The organism is Umezawaea tangerina, assembly GCF_003002815.1.
Classification (GTDB): domain Bacteria; phylum Actinomycetota; class Actinomycetes; order Mycobacteriales; family Pseudonocardiaceae; genus Umezawaea; species Umezawaea tangerina.
In genome coordinates this window covers 80,769-104,064 of sequence record NZ_PVTF01000009.1, presented here as the reverse complement: position 1 = coordinate 104,064, position 23,296 = coordinate 80,769, and the positions used below count along the sequence as shown (strand labels likewise).

The 23,296-nt window shown below is 72.0% G+C and carries 20 protein-coding genes; 8 read left to right on the top strand and 12 right to left on the bottom strand.

The features are described 5' to 3' along the window. Window positions 1–97 precede the first annotated feature (97 nt). Entirely contained in the window at window positions 98–1,300 is a 1,203-nt protein-coding gene (locus CLV43_RS47965) for an HNH endonuclease signature motif containing protein (protein ID WP_170156055.1), read from the top strand. Here CLV43_RS47965 and CLV43_RS28595 read toward each other — a convergent pair. The 6 genes from CLV43_RS28595 to CLV43_RS28570 all read right to left on the bottom strand — a co-directional run bounded on the left by CLV43_RS28595 (window position 1,273) and on the right by CLV43_RS28570 (window position 6,544). Then, the gene (locus CLV43_RS28595) at window positions 1,273–1,839 is read right to left on the bottom strand and encodes a hypothetical protein (RefSeq protein WP_106190797.1); all 567 of its coding nucleotides are present in this window, start codon (window positions 1,837–1,839) and stop codon (window positions 1,273–1,275) included. The two genes, CLV43_RS47965 and CLV43_RS28595, sit on opposite strands and share 28 nt — an antisense overlap. Further along, window positions 1,836–3,227 carry a hypothetical protein gene (locus CLV43_RS28590; protein WP_146174947.1) on the bottom strand — a complete coding sequence of 464 codons (1,392 nt, stop codon included), beginning with the start codon at window positions 3,225–3,227 and terminating at the stop codon, window positions 1,836–1,838. The genes CLV43_RS28595 and CLV43_RS28590 overlap by 4 nt, the downstream gene beginning before the upstream one ends. Beyond that, window positions 3,224–4,033 carry an ABC transporter ATP-binding protein gene (locus CLV43_RS28585; RefSeq protein ID WP_211304603.1) on the bottom strand — a complete coding sequence of 270 codons (810 nt, stop codon included), beginning with the start codon at window positions 4,031–4,033 and terminating at the stop codon, window positions 3,224–3,226. The genes CLV43_RS28590 and CLV43_RS28585 overlap by 4 nt, the downstream gene beginning before the upstream one ends. A gap of 11 nt (window positions 4,034–4,044) precedes the next feature. After that, the gene (locus CLV43_RS28580; RefSeq protein ID WP_106190792.1) at window positions 4,045–4,839 is read right to left on the bottom strand and encodes a cupin domain-containing protein; all 795 of its coding nucleotides are present in this window, start codon (window positions 4,837–4,839) and stop codon (window positions 4,045–4,047) included. Further along, window positions 4,836–5,348, bottom strand: a complete 513-nt coding sequence (locus CLV43_RS28575) for an RNA polymerase sigma factor (protein ID WP_245887063.1) — start codon at window positions 5,346–5,348, stop codon at window positions 4,836–4,838. The genes CLV43_RS28580 and CLV43_RS28575 overlap by 4 nt, the downstream gene beginning before the upstream one ends. Window positions 5,349–5,548: 200 nt before the next feature. After that, window positions 5,549–6,544, bottom strand: a complete 996-nt coding sequence (locus tag CLV43_RS28570; protein WP_106190789.1) for a LacI family DNA-binding transcriptional regulator — start codon at window positions 6,542–6,544, stop codon at window positions 5,549–5,551. A gap of 149 nt (window positions 6,545–6,693) precedes the next feature. Between CLV43_RS28570 and CLV43_RS28565 the strand changes: the two genes are divergently transcribed. The 5 genes from CLV43_RS28565 to CLV43_RS28545 all read left to right on the top strand — a co-directional run bounded on the left by CLV43_RS28565 (window position 6,694) and on the right by CLV43_RS28545 (window position 14,064). Continuing rightward, the gene (locus CLV43_RS28565; RefSeq protein ID WP_106190787.1) at window positions 6,694–7,773 is read left to right on the top strand and encodes an ABC transporter substrate-binding protein; all 1,080 of its coding nucleotides are present in this window, start codon (window positions 6,694–6,696) and stop codon (window positions 7,771–7,773) included. Between the two features lies 1 nt (window position 7,774). Then, a complete protein-coding gene (locus tag CLV43_RS28560; protein ID WP_106190786.1) occupies window positions 7,775–9,286 on the top strand; it encodes a sugar ABC transporter ATP-binding protein in 1,512 nt (503 codons plus the stop codon). Between the two features lie 5 nt (window positions 9,287–9,291). Next, window positions 9,292–10,248, top strand: a complete 957-nt coding sequence (locus tag CLV43_RS28555; RefSeq protein ID WP_106191374.1) for an ABC transporter permease subunit — start codon at window positions 9,292–9,294, stop codon at window positions 10,246–10,248. 53 nt (window positions 10,249–10,301) lie between these two features. Beyond that, complete coding sequence (locus tag CLV43_RS28550; protein WP_106191372.1) at window positions 10,302–11,243, top strand: ABC transporter permease; 942 nt, start codon at window positions 10,302–10,304, stop codon at window positions 11,241–11,243. A 61-nt stretch (window positions 11,244–11,304) separates the two neighbouring features. Continuing rightward, entirely contained in the window at window positions 11,305–14,064 is a 2,760-nt protein-coding gene (locus CLV43_RS28545; RefSeq protein ID WP_106190784.1) for an AbfB domain-containing protein, read from the top strand. 73 nt (window positions 14,065–14,137) lie between these two features. Here the strand turns inward: CLV43_RS28545 and CLV43_RS28540 are convergent, their stop codons facing one another. From CLV43_RS28540 to CLV43_RS48640, 3 genes are all read right to left on the bottom strand, one after another. Further along, complete coding sequence (locus tag CLV43_RS28540; protein ID WP_106190782.1) at window positions 14,138–14,590, bottom strand: type II toxin-antitoxin system PemK/MazF family toxin; 453 nt, start codon at window positions 14,588–14,590, stop codon at window positions 14,138–14,140. Window positions 14,591–14,667: 77 nt separating this feature from the next. Next, on the bottom strand, window positions 14,668–17,112 hold the full coding sequence (locus CLV43_RS28535) for a bifunctional lysylphosphatidylglycerol flippase/synthetase MprF (protein ID WP_211304602.1): 2,445 nt from the start codon (window positions 17,110–17,112) through the stop codon (window positions 14,668–14,670). After that, window positions 17,109–18,407 carry an alpha/beta hydrolase gene (locus CLV43_RS48640; protein ID WP_106190779.1) on the bottom strand — a complete coding sequence of 433 codons (1,299 nt, stop codon included), beginning with the start codon at window positions 18,405–18,407 and terminating at the stop codon, window positions 17,109–17,111. Before CLV43_RS48640 ends, CLV43_RS28535 begins: the two co-directional genes overlap by 4 nt. A gap of 203 nt (window positions 18,408–18,610) precedes the next feature. Between CLV43_RS48640 and CLV43_RS28525 the strand changes: the two genes are divergently transcribed. Both CLV43_RS28525 and CLV43_RS28520 read left to right on the top strand, forming a co-directional pair. Beyond that, window positions 18,611–18,976 (top strand): anti-sigma factor antagonist, encoded by a 366-nt coding sequence (locus CLV43_RS28525; RefSeq protein ID WP_106190777.1) that lies wholly within the window; start codon window positions 18,611–18,613, stop codon window positions 18,974–18,976. Window positions 18,977–18,987: 11 nt separating this feature from the next. Then, window positions 18,988–19,377 (top strand): hypothetical protein, encoded by a 390-nt coding sequence (locus CLV43_RS28520; protein ID WP_106190775.1) that lies wholly within the window; start codon window positions 18,988–18,990, stop codon window positions 19,375–19,377. Here CLV43_RS28520 and CLV43_RS28515 read toward each other — a convergent pair. The 3 genes from CLV43_RS28515 to CLV43_RS28505 form a co-directional block, all read right to left on the bottom strand. After that, on the bottom strand, window positions 19,374–20,405 hold the full coding sequence (locus tag CLV43_RS28515) for an LLM class flavin-dependent oxidoreductase (RefSeq protein WP_106190774.1): 1,032 nt from the start codon (window positions 20,403–20,405) through the stop codon (window positions 19,374–19,376). The genes CLV43_RS28520 and CLV43_RS28515 overlap by 4 nt on opposite strands. 677 nt (window positions 20,406–21,082) lie before the next feature. Continuing rightward, window positions 21,083–22,447 (bottom strand): DUF1254 domain-containing protein, encoded by a 1,365-nt coding sequence (locus CLV43_RS28510; RefSeq protein WP_106191371.1) that lies wholly within the window; start codon window positions 22,445–22,447, stop codon window positions 21,083–21,085. A gap of 184 nt (window positions 22,448–22,631) precedes the next feature. Next, window positions 22,632–23,198 carry a snapalysin family zinc-dependent metalloprotease gene (locus CLV43_RS28505; RefSeq protein WP_106190772.1) on the bottom strand — a complete coding sequence of 189 codons (567 nt, stop codon included), beginning with the start codon at window positions 23,196–23,198 and terminating at the stop codon, window positions 22,632–22,634. Between the last annotated feature and the right edge of the window lie 98 nt (window positions 23,199–23,296).

The following is a 23,296-nucleotide window of genomic DNA, read 5'->3' as shown; positions in this document are numbered from 1 at the left end:
AAAACCGATGTTTGGACTGTTCGGTCTATGAGGGGTTGTCGGCTGGCGGTCACGCCCGTGCGGGGCGTGGTTGTTGACCATGTGTCACGGTGTGCGGGTGGAGCCAGTGGAGGACGCCGGGCCGGGGCGGGTTGCGAAGGTGGACGTGGGGCGGGGTGATCCGGTGCTGTCGTTCGCGCGGTTGCGGGAGCGCGGGCGGGACAGGTCGTTGGTGTTGTTGTGGGCCATTGGTCAAGTGGCGGCTGGGCGCGACCGGGTGTTCTCGTGGCCGGAGTTCCGGGTCGACGCGGGGCGGGTGCTGGCGGGGTTCGGGGTGGGGGAGCCCGACGAGCCGTACTGGGGGCTGGGGGCGGAGGTCGAGCTGTGGGAGGCGGGTGAGCGGGCCGGGTTCACGCGGGTGGTGGCGGAGCGGTTGGGGGACCGCGGGTTCCGGGCGCGGGCGGTGGAGGTGCTGCACCGCGAGTACCTGGTGGACGTCGACCTCCGGGCGCTGCTGACCTCCGTCGGCCTCGCCGACCACGACCCGGCGCCGCCGAGTGCCCTGGACGTCCTCCGCTCCCTGGTGGGCAAGCAGCTGTTCACCGTGACCGGGCTGCCCAACCGGATCATCCGCGTCGACCCCGAGGTGGTGCGCGTGGTCACCAAGAGGTCCGAGGCGGGCAAGCCGGTGCCGGTGGCCATGGTCCAGAAGGGGCTGGACCTGTTGCGGGAGAACGGGTCCGTGCGGATCCACCCGGACGAGCTCGGCCACCGCAGCTCGTTCGTCGGCGCCGTCCTGGCCACCGTGCCTGGCGCGGTGGCGTCGACGGGGCCCGCCACGGTCAGCATGGCGGGTCCCGCCGAGATCCCCGTCCGCGAAGGCGCCCGGTTCGCGGTGCTGGACGGCAAGGCGCTGCGGAAGTACCGCAAGGAACAGGGCTACCTGCGCCGGTTCCTCGTCGGGGACCGGTCGCGGGCGGCCTGCGACCTGTGCGGCCAGGACTTCCCGGTGGACTTCCTGGTCGCCGCCCACGTGAAGCCGCGGTCGTTGTGCACCGACGAGGAGCGCAACGACCTGCGCAACGTGGCGATGCTGGCGTGCGGCCTCGGGTGCGACCGGCTCTACGAGGACGGGTACCTGGCCGTCGGTGGTGACGGGCGGGTGCTGGTCACGCCGGACGCGGACGGGCTGGGCGAGGCGGTCGGCGGGTACCTCCGGCGGTTGGCGGGCCTGCGGTGCGGGGCCCACCGGCCGGAGTCCGAGCGCTACTTCGCCTGGCACCGGGACAACGCCTACCGCCGCGGCCCCGCCACGGCGTAGGCGGTGGTGCCGAGGACGGCCAGGGTGATGGCGGTCCAGGTCGCCGCGGTGGTGTCGGGCGGGCGGAGCATCCAGGTGGTGATGCGGAACGGGAGGTCGTCCGACATGGGGATGAAGAACGCGATGGTGGGCCAGGCGACGGGCAGGGTCCAGGCGTACTGGGCGCCGAAGGCGGTGGCGGCCAGTGCGGCCAGGCCCGTGAGGCCCGCGGCGTCGCGGATGACGACGGCCGTGGGGGCCAGGTCGGCGCCGATCCGCTGGAGCACCAGCAGCGTGGCGGCGGCGAAGGCGCCGATGAGCAGCACGTGCGCCGCCCGCCGGGGCAGCCAGCGGATGGCGGCGGTGCGGTCCAGTGCCAGGTCCTGGCCGCTCAGGCCGGCGGCCGTGGCGGCGACGGCCGTGGCGAGCACGATGCTCGCCGTCCGCAAGCCCGGTTGGTCGTCGGCGATCAGCGACCACGCCACCGTGGTGCCGACGAGCACGGCCGCGACGCAGGCCGGGACCTGGCGGGAGCGGGCGTAGAGGGTCAGCCACCTCACGGGGCACCGCCGGTGAGCGCGTCGAGCTGGTCGCCCTGGCAGGACAGCCCGACGGACCGCAGGGCGGACATCCTGGCGAGCTGCTCGCCCGCGGGCAGTGCGCGCAGCGAGTCGTAGGTCCGCTTGGCGAGGGTGTTGTTCTCGGCCGCATCGGGGTAGGAGTCCGACCCCTCCGGGTACGGCGGTGCGTATGAGTCGACGAACCAGGACGCGGCCACCGAGCGGGCGACGGTCTCCCTGATGGACTTGGTGTAGTCCTCGTGGGTGACCATCTTGGAGTAGGAGAAGCACGTCGGCGTCCCCGCGCCCGCGACGAGGCGGCGGGTCAGCTTCTCCTTCTTGGCGAGGTCCAGGTCGTCGAACGTCGCGGTCACCTCGGTCGACGACCGCGGCCGGACGCCCTCGTCCTCCCCGACGAGGACCTCGCGCACCGCGGTCGGGTGGTCGGGCAGCCTCGCCAGCAGCCGCAGCGCCTCCTCGGCCTGCCCGGCCCCCGCGTGCAGCTGCGCCTCGTGCATCCTCGTCACGCAGATCGACCCCTGGCACACGAGCTCGGCGGCCGCGTGGTCGAACACGTAGTCCTGCGCGCGGTCGGCGGGCAGGACGGCCAGCGCCACGGCCGCGGCGACCACGGCGGGCAGCAACGACAGCAGGCGTCGCCGGGCGGTGAGCGCGGTCGCCAGCAGGAGACCGGTGGCCGCCAGCCCCGCCAGCCAGACCGCCTGGCCGGCGCTGACCCGGTCCGACACGATGGCGAACACGTCCCGCACGTTGCCCATGGACGGGGACAGCAGGGAGACCCGTGCGGGCAGCGCACCGCCCACCGAGCTGGCGGGGTCGCCCGCCAGCGTCAAGACCGTCACACCCACCAGCGACGCGAGGGCGAGCAGCGGGGGAGTCAGCGGGGAGGGCAGCGCGCGGCCGACACCGATCCCCAGCCACGCCCCGGCGACCAGACCCAGCACGCCGACCAGCAGGGTCGGCACCCACGCGAGGTGGAAGTAGCCGTCGTTGACCACCACCTGGACCGCCGCCACCGCGAAGACCAGCAGGTAGCCCGCGGTCACCGCGATCGCCGTCGCGCCCAGGGTCTTGAGCGCGCGGTGCAGCACCGGCCGCGGCGTGCTGGCCAGCAGCTCGCCGACCCCCGAGCGGTGGTCGCGAAGCCCTTGCAGCGCACCGGCCCCGATCGCGAGCGGCCACAGGATGTTCAGCAGGGAGCGCACCCAGCCCGCCGCGTTCGTCCACTGCTCGGTCCAGTCCTCGGCGCTCTTGTCCCACGGCCCGCTGAACGAGTAGAGGAAGCCGAGCGCCACCCCCGCGACCAGGAAGCCCGCCCACGGCGCGACCGAGCGGCGCAGCTCGATCCCCAGGATCCGCCGGTTCACCACTGCCCCTGCTCCTTCCCCGGCGTGCCCAGCAGCGCCGAGTAGCCGCGTTCGATCGGGCTGTCGCCCACGTGCTCCGACCCGCCCTCGGCGGCCAACCTGTCCGGGGTGCCCTGGAAGACGAGCTTGCCGTCGGCGAACAGCACGACGTCCGTGCACGCCGCCGCGACGTCCTCGACCAGGTGCGTGGACACGACGACGCAGCTGTCGGTGCCCAGCTCCTGCAGGAGCTCGCGGAACCGCAGCCGCTGCGCCGGGTCGAGGCCCGCCGTGGGCTCGTCGAGCAGCAGGACCCGCGGGTCGTTCACGATCGCCTGCGCGATCCCCGCGCGCCGGACCATGCCGCCGGACAGCGTCTTCATCCGGTGGTCGGCGCGGTCGGCGAGGCCCACCCGCTCGACGGCGCGCTGCACGGCCGCCGGGACGTCCCGCTTGGGCATCTCCTTGAGCCACGCCATGTACTCGACGAACTCGCGGACCGTGAAGCGCTTGTAGTACCCGAACTCCTGCGGCAGGTAGCCGATCCGGCGGCGCAGCGCCCGCAGGTCGACCCGTCCCCCGACGGAGGAGCCGAGCAGTTCGAGCCTGCCCTCCGCGGGCCGCAGCACCGTCGCGAGCGCGCGGATGAGGGTGGTCTTGCCCGCGCCGTTGGGGCCGAGCAGCCCGTGGACGCCGGTGCCGAGCGACAGGTCGAGCCCGTCGACGGCCATCTTGCGCAGTCCCACGCGGACCTTCAGGCCGGTGGCCCTGATCTCGTGGGAGTAGGTGGTCGGTGCGGTCTCGGCCGCGCTCACCACTCGGGTCATGTGCTCCTCTTTCATCGGTGTGCGCCCAGGTGCGTGTAGGCGCCCTTGCGGACGACCACGACGACGAGTCCCAGCGCGACGAGCGCGCCCCACACGGGCAGGCCGCCCGCGTGCAGGGCGAGGGGGGTGCGGTTCAGCGCCACGGTCGGCGCGACGATCACGGCCGCCCACACCACGACCAGCGCCACGGCGGCGCGGGTGACGCCGACGAGGCCGCCGAGGGCGAGCGTCGTGGTGGTGAAGGCCAGGCAGGGCAGCAGCCACAGCGCGGTCGAGGCGTCCCACCCCGCGACCAGCAGCGCGGGGATCACCGCGAGCAGCACCGCGAGCGTGCGCCGCAGCAGCAGCGGCAGTCCGGCGCGGGGCGTGGCGGCGGACATCTCGTAGGTCGGGTCGAGCCCCCGCGACCACGACGCGGCCACGCCCAGCACCGGCAGCACGGGTGCGACGAGCAGCACCAGCGACACCTGGTCGGGATCGGCGGCGATGTGGTCGAACACCACGGCCACGACGGCCACCACCAGCATCATGATCAGCCACGGCACCATGGACGGGGTGACCCAGGCGTGGAACCGCCGCACCCGAGGTCTCCGGTACGGCATCTGCGGGACGCCGTCCAGCATCGGCGCGAGGTCCGTCCACACCGCGTCGACCAACGCGCCGTCGCCCGCGTCCGCGAGCCGCGCCCGGCACGGCGCGCACTTCTCCAGGTGCGACTCCACGGCCCACACCTCGTCGGCCGGGATGTCCGCGTCGCCGCGCGCGTACCGCTCGACCAGTCGTCCGGAGGGGTGTTCCACGGTCATGACAGCGCCTCCCGCATGGCGATCCGGGCCCGACGGGCGCGGGTCTTGACGGTGCCCTCCGGCACCCCGAGCAGGACCGCGGTCTCCCGGACGGTCAGCCCGTCGAGGACCATGGCCTGCAACACCTGCCGCAGCTCCGGTGCCAGCTGCCGCAGCGCGTCGCCGACGTCGTCGCCGACCACGCCCGCGAGGACCTCGTCCTCGACCGGCGGCACCACGGCGTCCGCCGCCGCGGCGGGCGGTGGCTCCGCGTGGTGCGCCCGGCGCCGGAACGCGTCGATCAGCCGCCGGGCCGCGATCGTCCACAGCCACCCGACCGCCGTCCCGTCCACCGAGGCCCCGGCGAACGCGCCCGCGGCGCGCCACACCGACAGGTAGGTCTCCTGCATGACCTCGGCGACGATCTGGTCGTCCGCGCACCGGCGGCGCAGCCGCACGGCGATCCACGGCGACGTGCGCCGGTAGAGCTCCTCGAACGCGGCCCGATCGCCCTTGGCGACCAGGCGCACGAGGTGCGCCTCGTCGCGTTCCGCCGATCTTCCCCGTAGTGGTCCCACACCCCGCAAGACGCCCGGAACGGCCGGAAGGTTCTCAGGTGGGTGTGGCATGGGTCACATGGTGCTGTGAACGGCGCGATCACACCGGAACGCGGTCGAACCGCCCCGGCGGAGCGCTCGGGCGCGTGTGAACGCGCCGCCGGGGCAGACCTCTAGCGGGTGCTTTCGCGGATCTCCAACGAGAACGGCGTCTGCACGTCCTCGGGGTCCAGCTCCTGCCCGCCCTTGATCCGGCGCCGGATCAGGTCGACCGCGCTATGCGCGATGGCCGCCTTGTCCGGTGCGATCGTCGTCAACGAGGGCATGCTGTACGCGCTCTCCTCGTTGTTGTCGAACCCCACGACCGCCACCTGCTGGGGCACCCGCGTCCCGTGCTCGGCCGCGGCCCGCAGCGCGCCGATGGCCAGCAGGTCGTTGAAGCAGAAGACCGCGTCGGGCGGTTCCGGCAGCGACAGCAGGTGCGCCATCGCCTCGGCGCCGTCGCGTCGGTGGTAGTTGAGGGCCTGCACGATGAGGTCGTGGCGGACCGGCAGACCGGCGGCGGTGAGCGCGGAGCGGTAGCCCTCCAGGCGCTGCGTCGCGGTGCCGCGGTAGGGGTGCGCGCCGATGGCGGCGATCCGGCGGCGGCCGAGGTCGATCAGGTGCTGGGTGGCGACCCGCGCGGCGCGCACGTTGTCGATGCCCACGTGGTCGATCGGCACGTCGACCGAGTGCTCGCCGAGCATCACGACCGGGATGCCGGGGTCGAGCTCGTCGAAGTCCCTGGAGTGCAACGCTTCCGGGCTCACTATTGCCGCGTCGATCATGTGCGGGCCGAGCGCGGCGAGCGTGGCGCGTTCCCGTTCCCTGGTGCCGAGGGTCTGCTCGATGAGCACGTTCCACTCGTGCTCCTGCGCCGCTTCCAGCACCAGTCCGGCCATCTCGCCGAAGTAGGGGATGCTCAGCTCGGGCAGGACGAGCGCCAGCGAGCCGGTGCGGCCGCGGCGCAGGTTGCGCGCTCCGATGTTGGGGCGGTAGCCGGTCGTGGCCAGTGCTTCCTCGACCCGGCGGCGGTTGTCCGGTTTCACGAACTCGTAGCCGTTGACCACGTTCGACACCGTCTTGACCGACACACCGGCGAGCCTGGCGACGTCCTTGAGCGTGGCCAACCAAGGCCTCCCATCGGCGTCGGTTCATGGGGAACGGGTGTGATCGTAACCTGTTCACCTGGGTCTTTACAACGTTGTACCAACGATGTAAATCTGTCACCGTCCCGTCTCAGTGACGGGGCTCACGCCGTCCGACCGAGGAGCAACCGATGTCCACGCCGCCCGTGCGCCGCACCAAAGCCGCCCTGTTCGCGGTCACCACGCTCACCGTCGCGCTGACGGCCTGCACCAGCCGCGAGGCCGAGACCACCAGCCAGACCGGCTCCGGCCCCGCGGCCTCCGCCGCGGCGTCCCAGGCCAGTGGTCCCGGCTGCACCCTGGAGAAGACCGGCTACCCGAAGGTCGACGTGAAGAGCGCGATCGTCGGCTTCTCCCAGTCGGAGAAGGAGGCCAACCCGTTCCGCATCGCCGAGACCCAGTCCATCAAGGACGAGGCGGCGAAGCTGGGCATCGCCTCCGACAAGCTGCTGGTCACCAACGCGCAGAGCGACCTGAACAAGCAGATCAGCGACATCAAGTCCATGTTGGACCGGGGCGCGCAGCTGCTGATCGTGGCGCCGCTCAACTCCGACGGCCTGCAGCCCGCGCTCGACGCGGCGAAGGCCAAGAAGGTCCCGGTCGTCACCATCGACCGCAAGGTGACCTCCGCCGCGTGCACCGACTACCTGACGTTCATCGGGTCCAACTTCGTCGAGCAGGGCAAGCGCGCCGCCGCCGAGATGGTCCGGGTGACCGGTGGCACCGGCAAGGTCGCGATCCTGCTCGGCTCGTCGGGCAACAACGTGACCACCGACCGCACCAAGGGTTTCAAGGACGAGCTGGCCAAGACGGCGGGCCTGTCCGTGGTCGCCGAGCAGACCGGTGAGTTCGACCGCTCCAAGGGCCAGGCGGTCATGGAGCAGCTGATCCAGAGCAACCCCGACATCACCGCGGTGTACGCCGAGAACGACGAGATGGGCATCGGCGCGGTCACCGCGCTCAAGGCCGCGGGCAAGAACCCCGGCAAGGACGTCAAGATCGTCTCGATCGACGGCACGAAGAACGCCGTGCAGCTGGTCGCCGACGGCGGCTACAACGCGGTCGTCGAGTCCAACCCGCGCTTCGGCCCGCTGTCCTTCAAGGTGCTGCAGGACTTCGCGGACGGCAAGGAGATCAGCGAGAACGTGGTGATCTCCGACGACCAGTACGACGAGACCAACGCGAGCCAGAAGCTCGGGAACGCGTACTGACGTGGATCCCGTGCTGGAGGTCACCGACGTCGTGAAGGAGTTCGTCGGCGTTCGCGCGCTCGACGGGGTGTCGTTCGCGGTGCGGCCGGGGGAGGTGCACGCCCTGGTCGGGGAGAACGGCGCGGGCAAGTCCACGCTGATCAAAGTGCTCACGGGCGTGCACCGCCCCGACTCCGGCGAGGTCCGGCTGCGGGGCGAGGTGGTGTCCTTCGACCGCCCGGTGCGGGCGCAGGAGGCCGGGATCTCCACGATCTACCAGGAGGTCAACCTCGTCCCGCTGCTCAGCGTGGCGGCCAACGTGTTCCTCGGCCGCGAGCCGAAGACCAGGTTCGGGCTCGTGGACTGGGCGGAGATGAACCGCAGGGCCGCGGAGCTGCTGGGCGGCTACGGCATCGACACCGACGTGAAGCGTCCACTCGGGACGCTCAGCGTCGGCGCCCAGCAGATGGTGGCCCTGGTCCGCGCGGTGTCCACCGACGCCGACGTGGTGATCATGGACGAGCCGACCTCGTCGTTGGAGCCGCGCGAGGTCGAGACGCTGTTCTCGGTCGTCGAACGGCTGCACGAGAAGGGCATCGCGGTCGTCTACGTGAGCCACCGGATGGACGAGCTGTACCGGATCTGCGACCAGGTCACGGTGCTGCGCGACGGCAAGCTCGTCCACACCGGGCCGCTCGGGGACCTGTCCCGCATCGAGCTGGTGTCGATGATGCTGGGTCGCAGCGTCAACGACATCCGCGAGCACGGCGCGACCGCGTTCGGCGAGGACCACCAGGCCGGTCGGGAGCCGATCCTGCAAGCGGACAACCTGTCCAGCGGGGTCCGGCTGTCCGACGTGTCGGTGTCGATCCGGCCCGGTGAGGTCGTCGGCCTCGCCGGGCTGCTCGGCTCGGGCCGCACCGAGACCGCCCGCGCCATCGTCGGCGCCCTGCCGCTGGACGGCGGCACGGTGCTGGTCGGCGGCAAGGCGCTCAAGTCAGGTGACGTCGGCGCGGCGATGGCCGCGGGCGTCAACATGCTGGCGGAGGACCGCAAGGCGGAGGGGATCATCCCCAACCTGTCCGTGCGGGAGAACATCGTGCTCGCCGCGCTGCCCCAGCTGTCCCGCTTCGGCGTGGTCAGCAGGGACAAGCAGGACAAGATCGTCGACACCTTCGTGAAACGCCTGCGCATCAAGGTTTCCAACCCCGACCAGCTCGTGTCGGAGCTGTCCGGCGGCAACCAGCAGAAGGTGCTGCTGGCCCGCTGGCTGTGCACCAAGCCGAAGGTCCTGCTGCTCGACGAGCCCACCCGCGGCATCGACGTCGGCGCCAAGGCCGAGGTGCAGGCGCTGATCGACGAACTCGCCCAGGAAGGCTTGGCCGTGCTGCTGATCTCCTCGGAGATGGAGGAACTGCTCGACGGGGCTGACCGGCTGGTCGTGCTCAAGGACGGAGCGGTGGTGGGTGAGCTGTCCGGGGACGACCTGACCCAGGACAAGGTGCTCGCCGCGATCGCGGGGGAGGCGCCGTGACCGCGGTGACGGCTACGGCGGGCGGGATCGACCGCGCGCGCGTCGCCCGGTGGCTGCAGGAGTACGGCGTGTACGTGGCCGTGGCCGCGCTGCTGCTGTTCAACGTGTTCTTCACCGCGAACTTCCTGACGCTGGGCAACTTCCGCACGCAGCTGGTGCAGGCCGCGCCGGTCTGCATCGTCGCGCTGGGCATGGCGCTGGTGATCGGCACGGAGGGCGTCGACCTGTCGGTCGGCGCCGTCATGGCGCTCGCCGCGTCGCTCATCCCGCTGTACCTGGGCGCCGGTCCGGTCCCCGCCATCGCCATCGCGCTGGTGGTGGGGCTCGCCGCCGGGACGTTCAACGGGTTCCTGGTCGCCCACGTCGGCATCCAGCCGATCGTGGCGACGCTCGCCCTGCTGGTCGGCGGTCGGGGGCTCGCGCTCGTGATCGCCAACGGCCAGCTGGTCCAGCTGCACGACAAGACGTTCCTGGAGCTGGGCACCGGCGACCTCGCGGGCATCCCGATCAGCGTGTGGATCGCGGGCCTGCTGTCGGTCGTGATGGCGCTGCTGGTCGGGCGGACCACGTTCGGCCGCAGGCTGGTCGCGATCGGCGGCAACCGCACCGCGAGCGCGTTGGCGGGCCTGCCGGTGAAGGCCGTGCTGGTCGGCGTGTACGCGATCTGCGGCCTGCTCGCGGCCGTGGCGGGCGTGCTGGCGACCGCGCGGCTCAGCGCCAGCGACCCGGCCGACATCGGGATGCTCATGGAGCTGTCGGCGATCACCGCGGTGGTCGTCGGCGGCACGGCGCTGACCGGCGGCCGGGTGCGGATCCTCGGCACGGTGTTCGGCGTGATCCTCATGCAGCTGGTGCGCGCCACGCTCATCAAGCACAACCTGCCCGACTCGACCGCGCAGATGGTCCAGGCCGCGATCATCGTCGTCGCGGTGTACGTCGCCCGTGAACGGAGCACCCGTTGACCGCCGTGATCACCGATCCTCCGGACACCGCGGCCGCCACCCGCCGCGAGCTGATGACCGGCGTCCTGCAACGGCAGGGCGCGGCCATCGCGCTGGTGATCGTGGTGGCCGTCGCGTGGTTCTCGTTCCCGCGCTTCGGCAGCCTGGACAACCTGCGCGACCTCGCCCTGCAGAGCTCGTTCCTGGCGGTGATCGCGCTCGGCATGACGTTCGTGATCATCACCGGCGGCATCGACCTGTCCGTCGGGTCGCTCTACGCGCTGGGCGGCGTGCTGGCGGCCTACGGCTCCCAGTACGGGTTCCTGGTCGCGCTCGCGCTGCCGCTGGCGGTGTGCGGGCTGATCGGGTTCGTCAACGGCGTGCTGGTGGCCAGGACGAAGATGGCGCCGTTCATCGTGACGCTGGCGTCGCTGCTGTTCGCGCGAGGGCTGCTGCTGGCGATCACCGACGAGGGCTCGAACACCTACCGGGTGCCCGCCGACTCGGCGTTCATCGAGCTGGGCCGCGGCACGATCGGCGGCTTCGGGTACCCGGTGTTCATCGCGCTGGTCCTCTGCGTGATCGGCGCGGTCGTCCTGCGCCGCACCAGGTTCGGCCAGTCGGTGTTCGCCACCGGCGGCGCGGAGCAGTCCGCGCTGCTGATGGGCCTCCCGGTCGCCCGCACCAAGATCACCGTCTACACGATGAGCGGTGTGCTCTCCGGACTGGCCGGCGCCCTGACGGCGGCCTACCTGCAGTCCGGCGTCACCGTGATCGGCGTGGGCACCGAGCTGGACGCCATCTCGGTCGTCGTCATCGGCGGCACCCTGCTCACCGGCGGCGCGGGCACCGTGCTCGGCACGGTCATCGGTGTGGGGCTGCGCAACGTCATCCAGAACATCATCAACCAGATCGGCACGCTCGACAGCAACTACCAGTCGGTGGTCAGCGGGGCGTTCCTGCTCCTGGTGGTGGTCCTGCAACGGTCGCTAGCCCGGACGAAACCCGGGAGATAGGAGGTCCCCGCTCCACCAGCACGGCCCGGCTGCGTTCCCCTGCGAAGTCTTGGAGCCAACGATGTCCTCCTTCCGACGCGTCCTGAGCGTCGTCACCGGTCTCCTACTAGCGACGACGGCCGCGGTCGCCGTCGCACCAACGGCTTCGGCTGCCACCTGGCAGCCGAAGCCGTTCCAGCTCACGACCCCCTGGACCGCCCAGGTCTCACCGACCAACGCGCTGCCCGAGTACCCGCGCCCGCAGCTGGTGCGCTCGGAGTGGCTGAACCTCAACGGGGTGTGGGAGTTCGCCGGAGCCCCCAACCTCGACTCGCCGCCCATCGGCCGCACGCTGTCCGAGGGCGTCCTGGTGCCCTACCCGATCGAGTCCGCGCTGTCGGGGATCAAGCGGCACGAGGACAACATGTACTACCGCCGCACGGTGACGGTCCCGAGCACCTGGAGCGGCAAGCGGGTCAAGCTCAACTTCGGCGCGGTCACCTGGGAGACCCGCGTGTGGGTCAACGGGGTCCGCGTCGGCTCGACGCACACCGGCGGCTACGACGCGTTCTCCCTCGACATCACGTCCGCGCTGAAGTCGGGCGCGAACGAGATCATCGTCGGGGCCCGCTCGACCGTCGACGGCGGCCTGTTCCCGATCGGCAAGCAGCGCAAGGACCCCAGCGGCATCTTCTACACCGCCGCCTCCGGGATCTGGCAGACCGTGTGGCTGGAACCGGTCAACGAGGCCAGCATCACCCGGCTCGACACCACCCCGGACGTCTCCGCGGGTGTGCTCGACCTGGTGGTGCAGGGCACGTCCGGCCTGCAGGCCCGCGCCGAGGTGCTCAGCGGCGGGCAGGTCGTCGGGACCGCCACCGGCCCGACCGGGTCGCACCTGCGGATCCCCGTCCCGAACGCCCGGCTGTGGTCGCCGGACGACCCGTTCCTCTACGACCTGCGGGTGAGCCTCACGGGCATCGGGGGAGGGGACGCCGTCACCGGCTACTTCGGCATGCGGTCGATCGGCAAGGCGATGATCGGCGGTGTGCTGCGGCCGACGTTGAACGGCAAGTTCGTGTACCAGCTCGGCACGCTCGACCAGGGCTACTGGCCGGACGGCATCTACACCGCGCCGACCGACGAGGCGCTCCGGTTCGACCTGGAACGCCAGAAGGCGTTGGGCTTCAACATGGTCCGCAAGCACATCAAGGTCGAACCGGCCCGCTGGTTCTACCACGCGGACCGGCTCGGGCTGATGGTGTGGCAGGACATGCCCGCGCTCGACGCGGTCGACGACACCCCGGTCGCCAGCCACGCGAACTACGAGTCGGAGCTGCGCCGGATCGTCGACCAGCTCAAGGGGATCACGTCGATCGTCCAGTGGGTCCCGTTCAACGAGGGCTGGGGCGAGTACGACAACGGCCGCATCGTCGACCTGGTGCGCTCGATCGACAACACCAGGCTGATCAACCACAACTCCGGCTCGAACTGCTGCGCGTCCGACCCGGAACCCTCCAACGGCGACGTGATCGACGACCACGCCTACCAGATCTCCACCGGCACCAGGCTTCCCACGGCCACGCGGGTCGCGGTGCTGGGCGAGTACGGCGGCCTGGGCAGGCGGGTCACCGGCAGCGAGTGGCAGCCGGGAGCCGGGTTCGCCTACGGCGCGCTGTACCCGGACGAGACGTCGCTGACGAACCGGTACGTGGACATCACCAAGGAGGTCGGCAAGTTCGTGCACTCGCGCGGGCTGTCGGCGTCGGTCTACACCGAGCCCTACGACGTGGAGAACGAGGTCAACGGCTTCTACACCTACGACCGCCGGGTGCTGAAGATGACCGAGGCGCGGGTGCGCGAGGTGAACCAGCGGGTGCTGGCCATCGCGCGCGGCACCGAGGTCGGCCGCGGCGAGCTGGTCTCGTTGCGGGTGACCACGACCGGGTACACCGACCGGTTCCTGCGCCACTCGGACTCCTTGGGGCGCACGGACGTCGTCAACGACGCGAGCTCGGACGTGGCCAAGCAGGACGCCACGTTCTGGGCCCGTCCCGGTCTGGCCGACACGGCGTGCCTGTCGTTCGAGTCCCGCAACTTCCCCGGCAGGTTCCTGCGGCACTCGAACTCCCGGATCCGCACCGACTCCAACGACGGGTCGGCCGGTTTCGCGGGTGACGCGACGTTCTGCGCCCGCGAGGGGACCGGTGGTACCGCGCTGGAGTCCTACAACGTGCGCGGGTCCTTCATCCGGCACTACAACGAGGCCGTCTACATCGCCAGCGCGGGCGGGTCGAACGCGTGGGACGGCGGCGGGAGCTACGCCGCCGACACCACGTGGGCGGCGAGCACCGGGCTCTGGCGCAGCGGCGCGGACCTGCCGCTGGACCAGGCGAGGTCGTTCCGGGTGACCACGCCCGGCTTCACCGACCGGTACCTGCGGCACCAGTCCGGACTGGCCCGCACGGACGTGGTGAACGACGCCAGCGCGGCGTTGACCAAGTCCGACGCCACGTTCGTCGTCCGACGGGGTCTGGCCGACTCCTCGTGCTACTCGTTCGAGTCGCGCAACTTCCCCGGCCAGTTCCTGCGGCACGCGGACTTCCGGGTCCGCCTGGCGACCAACGAGAACACCGACCTCTTCCGGAAGGACGCGACCTTCTGCGCCCAGCCGGGAACGGGCGGTGTGCGGTTCGCCTCGGTCAACGAGCTGGGCACGAACGTGCGGCACTACGCGGAGGAGGTGTGGGTCGCCTCCAGCGGCGGCGCGCACACCTACGACAACGCCTCGTCCTACAACCAGGACGTGAGCTGGGCGGTGTCCAACCCCTGGGCACCCTAGGGGCGTGACCGGTGGTGCCGTCGTCCGCGGCGGCACCACCGGTGCTCCCCTTGTCGCGCAACGGGTCCCGGCGTCAGCCGGCCCAGCCGGTCGGGTGCTGCTCGCGCACCGCCGACCACGCCGACGTGCTCATCCGGCCCGCCTTGCGGCTGAACGCGCGGTCGTTGAGCCGGAACGGCTCGGACAGGTCCACGTAGCTGTCGTGGGTGGCCTTGGGGTCCCAGCCCTTGGTGGGGATCCGCAGGTGGTCCGACCGGTCGCTCTTGTCCTGGCTGGTGATCCGCAGGACGTCCACGCGCCTGCGGTGGGTGCGCAGCACGACGCACGGCCGCACCTTGCCGCCGGTGCCCTCGCGGAACGGCACGTCCGCCCACCAGATGTCGCCCGGCTGCGGCCTGCTCAGCCAGGACTCGTCCGGCGCGGAATCCCGGAGCTCCCCCGGTTTCGGCGTCCGGCGCGCGTAGAGCACGCCGGCCACCACGGCCGCGGCGACGGCGACGAGCACGACTGCGTACAACAGGGTCATGGGCGCTCCGGGGGTGTGGGGGCGCGGCACGTGCTCCGCGCCGCCCCAGTCTGCCCTGTGCGCGGCCTGCCCGCGCTTCAGCGGCGCTGGCCGACCCCGGCCCGGCCGCCGTCCCAGCCGATGACGACCTTCTTCGCCAGCAGCAGCCCCTGCCTGGCGCTGATCCCCGGCAGGTAGGCGCGGCTGACCGCGTTCGCGATCCGGGGGAGCGCGGCGGAGTCCGGGTAGGCCATGAACATCGGGTGGTACACCGGCTGGAACTTGGCCTTGAACGCGAACAGCGAGCGGAACCCGTACACCGGCTCCAGCACCCGCCCGGTGAAGTCCAGCACCCGCTGGAGCCCGCCCGGCTGCTCACCGCGGTCCAGCCGGGCGAGCGGCGCGCCGGACAGGCTCAGGAACCCGGCGCCCTCCTCCTTCAGCGTCGACGCGGCCGAGGCGATCAGGAACTCCATCGACCCGCGGAAGCCGTCGGCCCTGCGCCGCATGAAGTCCAGCGTCCACCCCACGACCTCGCCGTCGCGGTACACCGGGAGCCAGCTGGTGATCCCGTGCACGGTGCGGTCGGCGTCGACCGCGATCAGGCAGCGCACGCCCTCGCCGGACAGCTCCTCGATGCCGCCGAGGGTGAACCCCATCTCCGGCAGCCCCTTGTCCGCCACCCACTCCTCGGAGATCGCCCGGATCTGGTCGGTCAGCGCGTGCGGCGCGGCGCGGTAGTCCCACCACTCCGCGGTCACGCCGTCCTTGGCCGCCTTGTTGAGCGCGGTGCGCACGTCCTGCCACTTCTTGCCGGTGAAGGCCAGCTCCGCCAACGGGATCACGGTGTCCTCGGCGACCTGGACGGTGCTCCACCCGTGGGCGTCCACGGAGTCGCGCAGCTCCTGGCCGATGCTGTAGAGGCACGGCGTCCAGCCGTGGTGCGCGCAGAACTCGGCGAAGCCGCGCACGGCGTCGCGCCGGGCGTCCGGGGCGCCGATCGGGTCGCCGATGGTGAGCGCGATCGTCGCCACCACGCGGTAGGCGATCACCGCGCGGCCGTCCTCGGTGAACCAGTAGTGGTTGCCGCGCCAGGTCGTCATGTAGGACAGGGACGTCCCGCCGTAGCGCAGCACCAGGTCCCGAGCCCGTGTCGCGGCGGTCGCCTCGTCCGACGGGGCGGCCCGCCACGCGGCTTGGAGCACGGCGCCCAGGACGAGGGTCCAGAAGACGACGCCGGTGTACTCGAACAGCAGCGTGGCCACCAGGTCGTCGGCGCTGAACCGCATGGGCAGCAGGTTCAGGTAGCCCGGCGGCAGGAACCGCGCGGGCAGGTCCGCGAGCAGGTCGGCGAACGTCGGCGAGGGCGTGAACTGGTCGCGCACCAGGTAACCGCCGCCGACGTACAGCGCGCTCAGCGCCAGCAGACCGCCACCGGTCGGCGCCCAGAACCTGCGCACCGGCGTGGCCAGCGGGAAGTGCGCCCGCGTCAGCAGCAGGACGACCACGATCACCACCGGCAGCAGGAACGGCAGGCCGTACTCCACGACCATGCCGGGGGTCGCCGCGCCGTCGCTGAGCTGCACGAGCTCGACCACGTACCAGCCGAGCAGGCCCGCCATCGCCAGGTTGACCACCAGGGCGGTCCACCACGCGAACCTCCTGCCCCGGCGCAGGCCCTCGGCCAGCACGAGCAGCAGCAGCGCGGGCAGCACCGACATGACCATCAGCGGCAGCCGGTCGTAGGAGGCCTGCACGGTCATGCTGCGGCAGGCCTCGACCAGGTCGGGCTCCGCGCAGACGGAGGCCACCATGTCGGCGTCGGGCTGCGGGACCGCGAGGACGTCGGCGAACCAGGACAGCGGACCGTTCGCGTACGGCGACAGCAGCGCCACCACCGGGCCGAGCGCCGAGGCGGCCAGCAGCAGCGCCACCAGCACCCGCGTCTCCTCGTGCGACGGCGCGGACGGCGCCGACCGGCGGCGCACCGTCAGGGCGCCGACGACCAGACCGGCGATGCCGCCCGCCAGCCGCAGCACGTCCTCCAGGTAGCCCGAGTACAGCGCCAGCACGAGCAGCCCGACGACCAGCAGCAGCCGCACCCGCCGCCGCCACAGCGCGGGCAGCCGGAAGCTCGCCGCGAGCGCCAGCCCCACCACACCCGCCGACGGCACGACCGCCACGTCGCCGTCCAGGAACGTCAGCCAGTCCCACTCGAACGCCGCGCCCAGCCGCACGACCGCCGCGCCCGCGAAGCAGCCGAGCACCTGGCAGGCCGCGAACAGCAGCGCGGTCGGGCCCGAGCCGAACTCGCGCTCGGCGATCGGGCCGAACACCAGCAGCAACGCGGTCGTGCCGAGGTAGCCCAGCATGTTCATGCACCACAGCGCGGACGTGAGCGACGTCCACAAGGGGGAGGACGCGCCGAAGCCCACAGCGGTCAGCAGGTCGTCCGACGGGCCGGAGACCAGGCTGCCGGTGGCCGCGCCGACGCCCCACAGCGCCAGGACCAGCGCTGAGGTGAACGGCGACCGGCGGATCACCCGCCGAGCCCCGTGCGCTCCCCGAGCCAGGGCAGCGCGTCGACCAGACCGGGACGCCACACCGTCCAGTCGTGCCCGCCCGGCAGCTCCCGCCACCGCACGTCCATCCCCGCGCGCAGACATGCCTCGTACACCTCTCGGTCCTGGTCGTGGTAGGTGGAGTCGTCGCGGCCCGCGACCACCATGCCCTGCGTGTCCGGGAAACGGGTCGACTTCAGCACGTCGAGCGGGTTCACCCGGTGGAAGGCCTGCTCGTCCCCGCCGAACGCGGCCCGCACGGTGTCCGCGCGGTTGCCCAGCGTCGGCTCGCGCTGCCCGGAGACGTCGATGAAGCGGCCGTAGACCGACGGTGCCCGCACGGCGAGCTGGAACGAGCAGGTGCCGCCCTGGGACAGCCCGGCGATCGTCCACGCGCCGCGCGACCCGTCGACCTGGAGCCGGGCGCGGACCCAGTCGGGCACGTCCTTGGCCAGGTAGGTCTCGGTCTTGCCCAGCGGCGAGTCGAGGCACATCGGGTTGGCGGTCGTGGATCCCAGCTGGTCGGGCACGACGACCACGGGCGCGAGCCCCTTGTGCGCGCGGGCGTAGGCGTCCAGGTGGCGGACCAGCTCGCCCGCGTCGATCCAGTCGCGCGGCGTGCCGGGCTGGCCGGACAGCAGCACCAGCACCGGCAGCCTCGGCCGCGGCGTGGCGGCGTAGGCGGGCGGCAGGTAGACCATCGCGTCGCGCGGCCGGTAGTCGGTGCTCGACGGGATCGGTGTCCGGGACAGCGTGCCGCGGGTCGGCAGGTCGGCGGGCGGCGTCCACACGTCGACCAGTCTGGCCCCCTCGGGCACGTGGACCTCGTCGGCGGCGGGCTTCGCGGCGGCGTCCAGCGAGACCGTGTCCGAGGCTCCCAGCGCCGAGCGCAGCGTGGAGTACTGGGCGAAGTACTGGTTCACCCCGGACAGGCCGCCCACCAGCACCAGGACCGCCGAGAACACCGCGAGCGCCCGCGCCGACCAGCCCGCGTGCCGCCACCGGGCGACCGCCAGCACCACCCCGAGCACGGCCAGTCCGAGCCACACCAGCAGGACCGGCGGCAGCGGCTCCGGGAACGGCCGCCAGAGCACGTCCACGGCGACCCCGACCCCGACGGCCAGCAGCGCGCACGCCGCCGCGCTGACCGGTACGACACGGGTCCACCACGTCCGCCGCCGGGTCCACAGCAGGAACGCCCCGGCGGCCGCGGCGGAGGCGGTGACGACCACGGGTACCGGCCCGTTGAGCAGAGGGGCGTCGAGCGGGCTGGGCATCGGGGGAATCCTGTCGAGGTGGGTGCTGGTGCACATGAGCCTGCTCCGAACGGGTGGCCCCGCGCATCGGTCGTTCGGCTGCCCGTCGTCATCCTGCGGTCTGACGCGGGATCGTCGCCAGGGCGGACAACCAGCGCGGCCTGTGCGGCGGACCACGCCCCGGCGCCGTGCGGGAGCCCGCGGGTCGCACTAGTGTTCGGTCCATGGCGACCGAGCAGACCGACCTTGTCGAGACCGAGGGTACCGAGACCATCACGGGTCGTCAGGAAGTCCGCGACGGCGCCGTGCTGCTGACCGTGGCCGGCGAGGTCGACGCGACCACCGCCCCCAAGCTGCGCACCTGGATGGACGAGGCGTTCGCCACCGACGCCTCCCCGGTCGTCCTCGACCTCTCCGGCGTCACCTTCTTCGGCTCCGTCGGCCTGGCCATGCTCGTGGAGTACACCGAGCGCGGCGACCTCCGCACCGTCGCCCCGTCCAGGGCAGTCGCCGCCCCGATCTACCTCACCACCCTCGACCAGGTCCTCAAGCTCTACCCCGACGTCGAGGGCGCGCTCAAGACCTGCTGAAAGGCCCACCCATGAGGTACGCCTTCACCTTCGCCAAGGTCGCACCGGCCCTGCTCGGCATCGCGGGCATCACCCCGGCCGGCGCCTACGTGGACGTCGACACCGACACCCTCGCCATCCACTTCGGCCCCTGGTCCCTCACGACCCCCGTGGCCAACATCGCCGAAGCCACCACCACCGGCCCCTACCACTGGTGGAAGGCCATCGGCGCCCGCCTGTCCCTGTCCGACCGCGGCGTCACCTTCGGCTCCACCACCACAGCCGGCACCTGCATCGCCTTCCACCACCCGGTCCCAGCCCTCGACCCCTTCCACCTCCTCCGCCACCCGTCCGCCACCGTCACCGTGACCGACCCGGCGGCACTGACGGCGCACCTCAACCGGCTGGTGGCGGCGCGTTAGCCCAGTTCCTTGCGCACCACGGGCAGGATTTCGGTGCCGAGGAGCTCGATGGCGGTCATGACCTTGGCGTGGGGGACGCCGGACCAGTCCATCTGCATGGCGTAGCGGTCGGCGCCGACGAGGCGGCCGACGGTGATGAGGCGGTCGGCGATCTCGTCCGGGCTGCCGGTGAAGAGGGCCTGGGAGTTGTGGGTGAAGGTGTCGTACTCGGCGCGGGTGGGGACGGCCCAGCCGCGGGCCCTGGCGCCGTACTTCATGGTTTCGAGCCAGTACGGGTAGAAGGAGTCCTTGGCGTCCTGGCTGTTCTTGGCGATGAGGCCGATGGCGCTCATGGTGACGTGCAGGTCCTCCGGCGCGTGCCCGCCCGCCTCGCCCGCGCGGCGGTAGAGGTCGACCAGCGGCGCGAAGCGTTCGGGTTCGCCGCCGATGACGGCGTAGACGACGGGCAGGCCGAGGACGCCCGCGCGGATGGACGACTCGGGGTTGCCGCCGGTGCCGACGGAGATGCGCAGGTGCTCGCCGTACGGGCGGGGGAGGATCCGGGCGTTCTCCAGCGGTGGGCGGAAGCGGCCGGACCAGGTGACGGGGTCCTCGCGGTCGATCCGGAGCAGGAGGGCGAGCTTCTCCTCGTACAGGTCGTCGTAGTCGCCGAGGTCGGCGCCGAACAGCGGGAACGACTCGGTGAACGAGCCCCGCCCCGCCAACAGCTCGGCCCGCCCGCCGCTGAGCTGGTCGAGGGTGGTGAACTGCTGGTACACCCGGACCGGGTCCTCGGTGCTCAGCACGGTCACCGCGCTGCTCAGGGTGATCCGCTCGGTGATGCTCGCCGCCGCGGCGAGCACCGTGCCGGGGTTGGAGATCGCGTAGTTCTCCAGGTGGTGCTCACCCAGCCCGTAGAAGCCGAGCCCAAGCTCGTCGGCCAGCTTGATCCGCTCGAGGGTGTTGGCGAGCGCCTGGGACACGGACAGCTGCTCGCCGGTGAGCGGGTCGGGGTTGCGGTCGGCGAAGCTGTAGATCCCGAGTTCCATGGTTCCTCCGGCGTGCTCGTCACGGCCCCGGATCGGGTGCCACCTCCGAACCTACGCCTGCCTGGTTGACGCGTCCACGCGGGTGTCGGCGGGTGGGGATTCGAGGGAAATGAGGTCTCCTTCGTGTGGTCCTCGCAGGGGCGGGCAGTAGCTCGCGGTCGGTCCTGCCGGAGGTGGACCGCGTGCACGGTGGTGTGAGGTGCTTCGGGGTTGTGCACTGCGGTCGTGGTGGCGTTGCTGATATCCGGGGGAGTGGGTTGGTGCCGCCGAAATCGCTGAGAGCGTGCTGCCGCTCGGGGCGGCGACCTCGGCGCTCGAACAGGTCGGCGGGTCTGCGGATGGAGGGGCGCACGAGAGTCCGGCGAGTCGACCGCGCCGGCATTGGGCCCGCCCGCCAGGGAGCAAGCCACACGTTCGACAACCCGGATGGCTCGCGCACTCCGCGGGTGCATTCTGGCCGTCCAACGTCCTGGGCTCGGACGGCGGCTGGTGGCTGATCGGCCTCGGCCTGGTGGCTGGGGCGGGTGGGCGCTGGAAGTCGGAAACGCCGGTGGTGGAACCAGTCGCGCGGCGAAGGTGGATGACGGGTCGTTGGTGTGGATGGCTTTCGACGCCCCCCTCGATCTCGCCGCTGCCATAGGGCTCGACGGTCTCCTGCCCGACCCCTGGGTGGCGGCTTACACGGGGTGGAACGGGGGTGGGGTCCAAGGGGTGGTGGGGGAGTAGAGCCTGGCCATGACGGTGAAGGGGCCGGGTGGGGCGGGGAGCCAGTTCGGTTCGTGGGTGGGTGGTGGGGTGGCGCTGATGTAGAGGTCGAGGGAGCCGTCGGGGTTGTGGGTGAGGTCGGGGGTGCGGTCGCCGATGGCGTAGCGGTCGATGGGGTTGTCGACCAGGAACATGTCCTCGCCGTACACGGTGAAGGACCAGAAGCCGCCGGCCGCTGTGGGTGGGAGGTCGGCGGGGGTGGGGAAGGTGAGGCGGTAGGTGGTGGTGCCGGTGAGGGCTTCGCCGTTCACGTCCCCGCGCGAGGTGTAGTACAGCGACTCGGCGGGCAGGTTCGCGGCCAGTGCGCGTTTCGCGGTGGCGGCGCGGAGCAGGTAGTCGGTGCCGTAGGTGCCGAGGTCCAGCGACGTGCCCCACGTGCCCGCGGGCGAGAGCGGTGTCCGGGCCGCCTCGGTGACCAGGGCGTCCCCCTCCGCGACACCCGCGGTCAGTGCGGCGACGTTCGCGGGTGTCCCGGTGCTGGGGGTGGCTCCGGCGACGACGCCGAGGGCCGCCAGTCGGTCGAGCAGCGGTGCGTCGGCGGACGGTGGTGGGTCGGCGGCGAGGATGGCGGCCAGCTCGTCGAAGAAGGTCACCCCGCCGTCGGCCGGGTCCTGCGGGTTCGGTGGGTTCCCCGGTCGCGGGGCGGGCAGTCGGGGCGGGGCGCCGACCGGTGGTGTCGTGCCGGGCAGGGCGGCCAGCCCGTAGGTCCGTTGCACGGCTCTGGCCGCGGCGACGTCGTCCGGCCCGCGCACCAGCGTGCGGCCGATCAGCCAGACGTCCCAGCACGGCACCGGGATCGCGGTGACGTCACTGGGCGACGCGCCCGTCCAGCCGGGCGGCACCACGGCGAACCGGCCCGCGCCCTGGCCCGTGGTGCGGGTGCCGACGTTCGCGATGGTGTTGGTCCACACGTCCAGGAACTGGAACACCCGGAACCGGTCCCCACCGTCCGGAATGGACAGCACGACCGGCCCGTCGCGCAGGTCGAGCCACGCACTGCAGTACAACGTGTCCACGTTCGGCGCGACCACGCGGGTCGACCGCGGCGTGGCGAGCGCGACCTGCCGGGCCAGCTCGTTCACACCGGTCGCCGCCAGCCCGGCGGCTCGGGTGCGCGCCAGCGTCACGGGCGCGTACCCGTAGACGTACCCGTCGGCGGCGGCGCTCGTGGGCGGGCTATCGGCCGCGAGCGCGCGGCCCGTCCCGCCGAGCCCGGCCAGTCCCAGGACCGCTGCCGAGCGCAGCACGGTCCGGCGCGTCGGTTGGCGACTCGTCATCATGTCCTCCCCCAGGAACCGGCGTGGGTTGCCGGACAGGGGAGATCGTCGCGCGGGCGGATGAGGGGGCGGTGAGGATCATGTTCGGGGAACGTCAGAACGCCGGCCGGGACCGTGGTCCCGACCGGCGTCCGGGTGACCGCGGGGTGGCGGTTCAGGGGACCGCCACCCCTCAGTCGGCTGGTCAGCCGACGGGGACCGCCGTCGGGTAGACCGTGATCTTCCACTCGGAGGAGGTGCTCGCCAGGCCGTTGGCCCACAGGCTGTTCACCCGTGCGGCCTCGGTGGCGTTCGGCGAGGCGTTGGTGCAGGACGTGCCGGGACCGCCACCCGACATCAGCTCCGAGCACGGGCCGGAGTAGTGGTCCGGCAGACCGAGCACGTGGCCGGTCTCGTGCGCGGCGATGCGCGTGGAGTTGTACTGCCGGGCCTGGGTGTAGTCGATGAAGACCGTCCCGGTGCCGTGGCCGTTGGAGCTGGCGTAGGAGCCGCGGGAGTCGTTGCCCTCGCGGTACCGCAGGGTGGCGGCCGACGAGTTCTCGACGAGCTTCACGTTGGACACGCGGGCGTTCCAGTTGGCGGCACCCGCCCGGATGACGCTGCGGAACGTCGGCGCGCTCGACGTGTCGTAGTAGACGGTGACCGCGGCGGCCGTGATCGGGCCGGACTCGGTGGACGCCTGGGCGACCGACACCGGGGTGGCGACCACCGCGATGGCGAACGCGGCGGACAGGAATGCACGTTTGAACACTGTTGTCTCCTCGCAAACAGGGAAAATCGCAGGGAAGCCGCGAGGCTCGGTTCTCAAAGTAGGGGTTGTGCGGGATCTATCAACCCGTCGATCGGAGG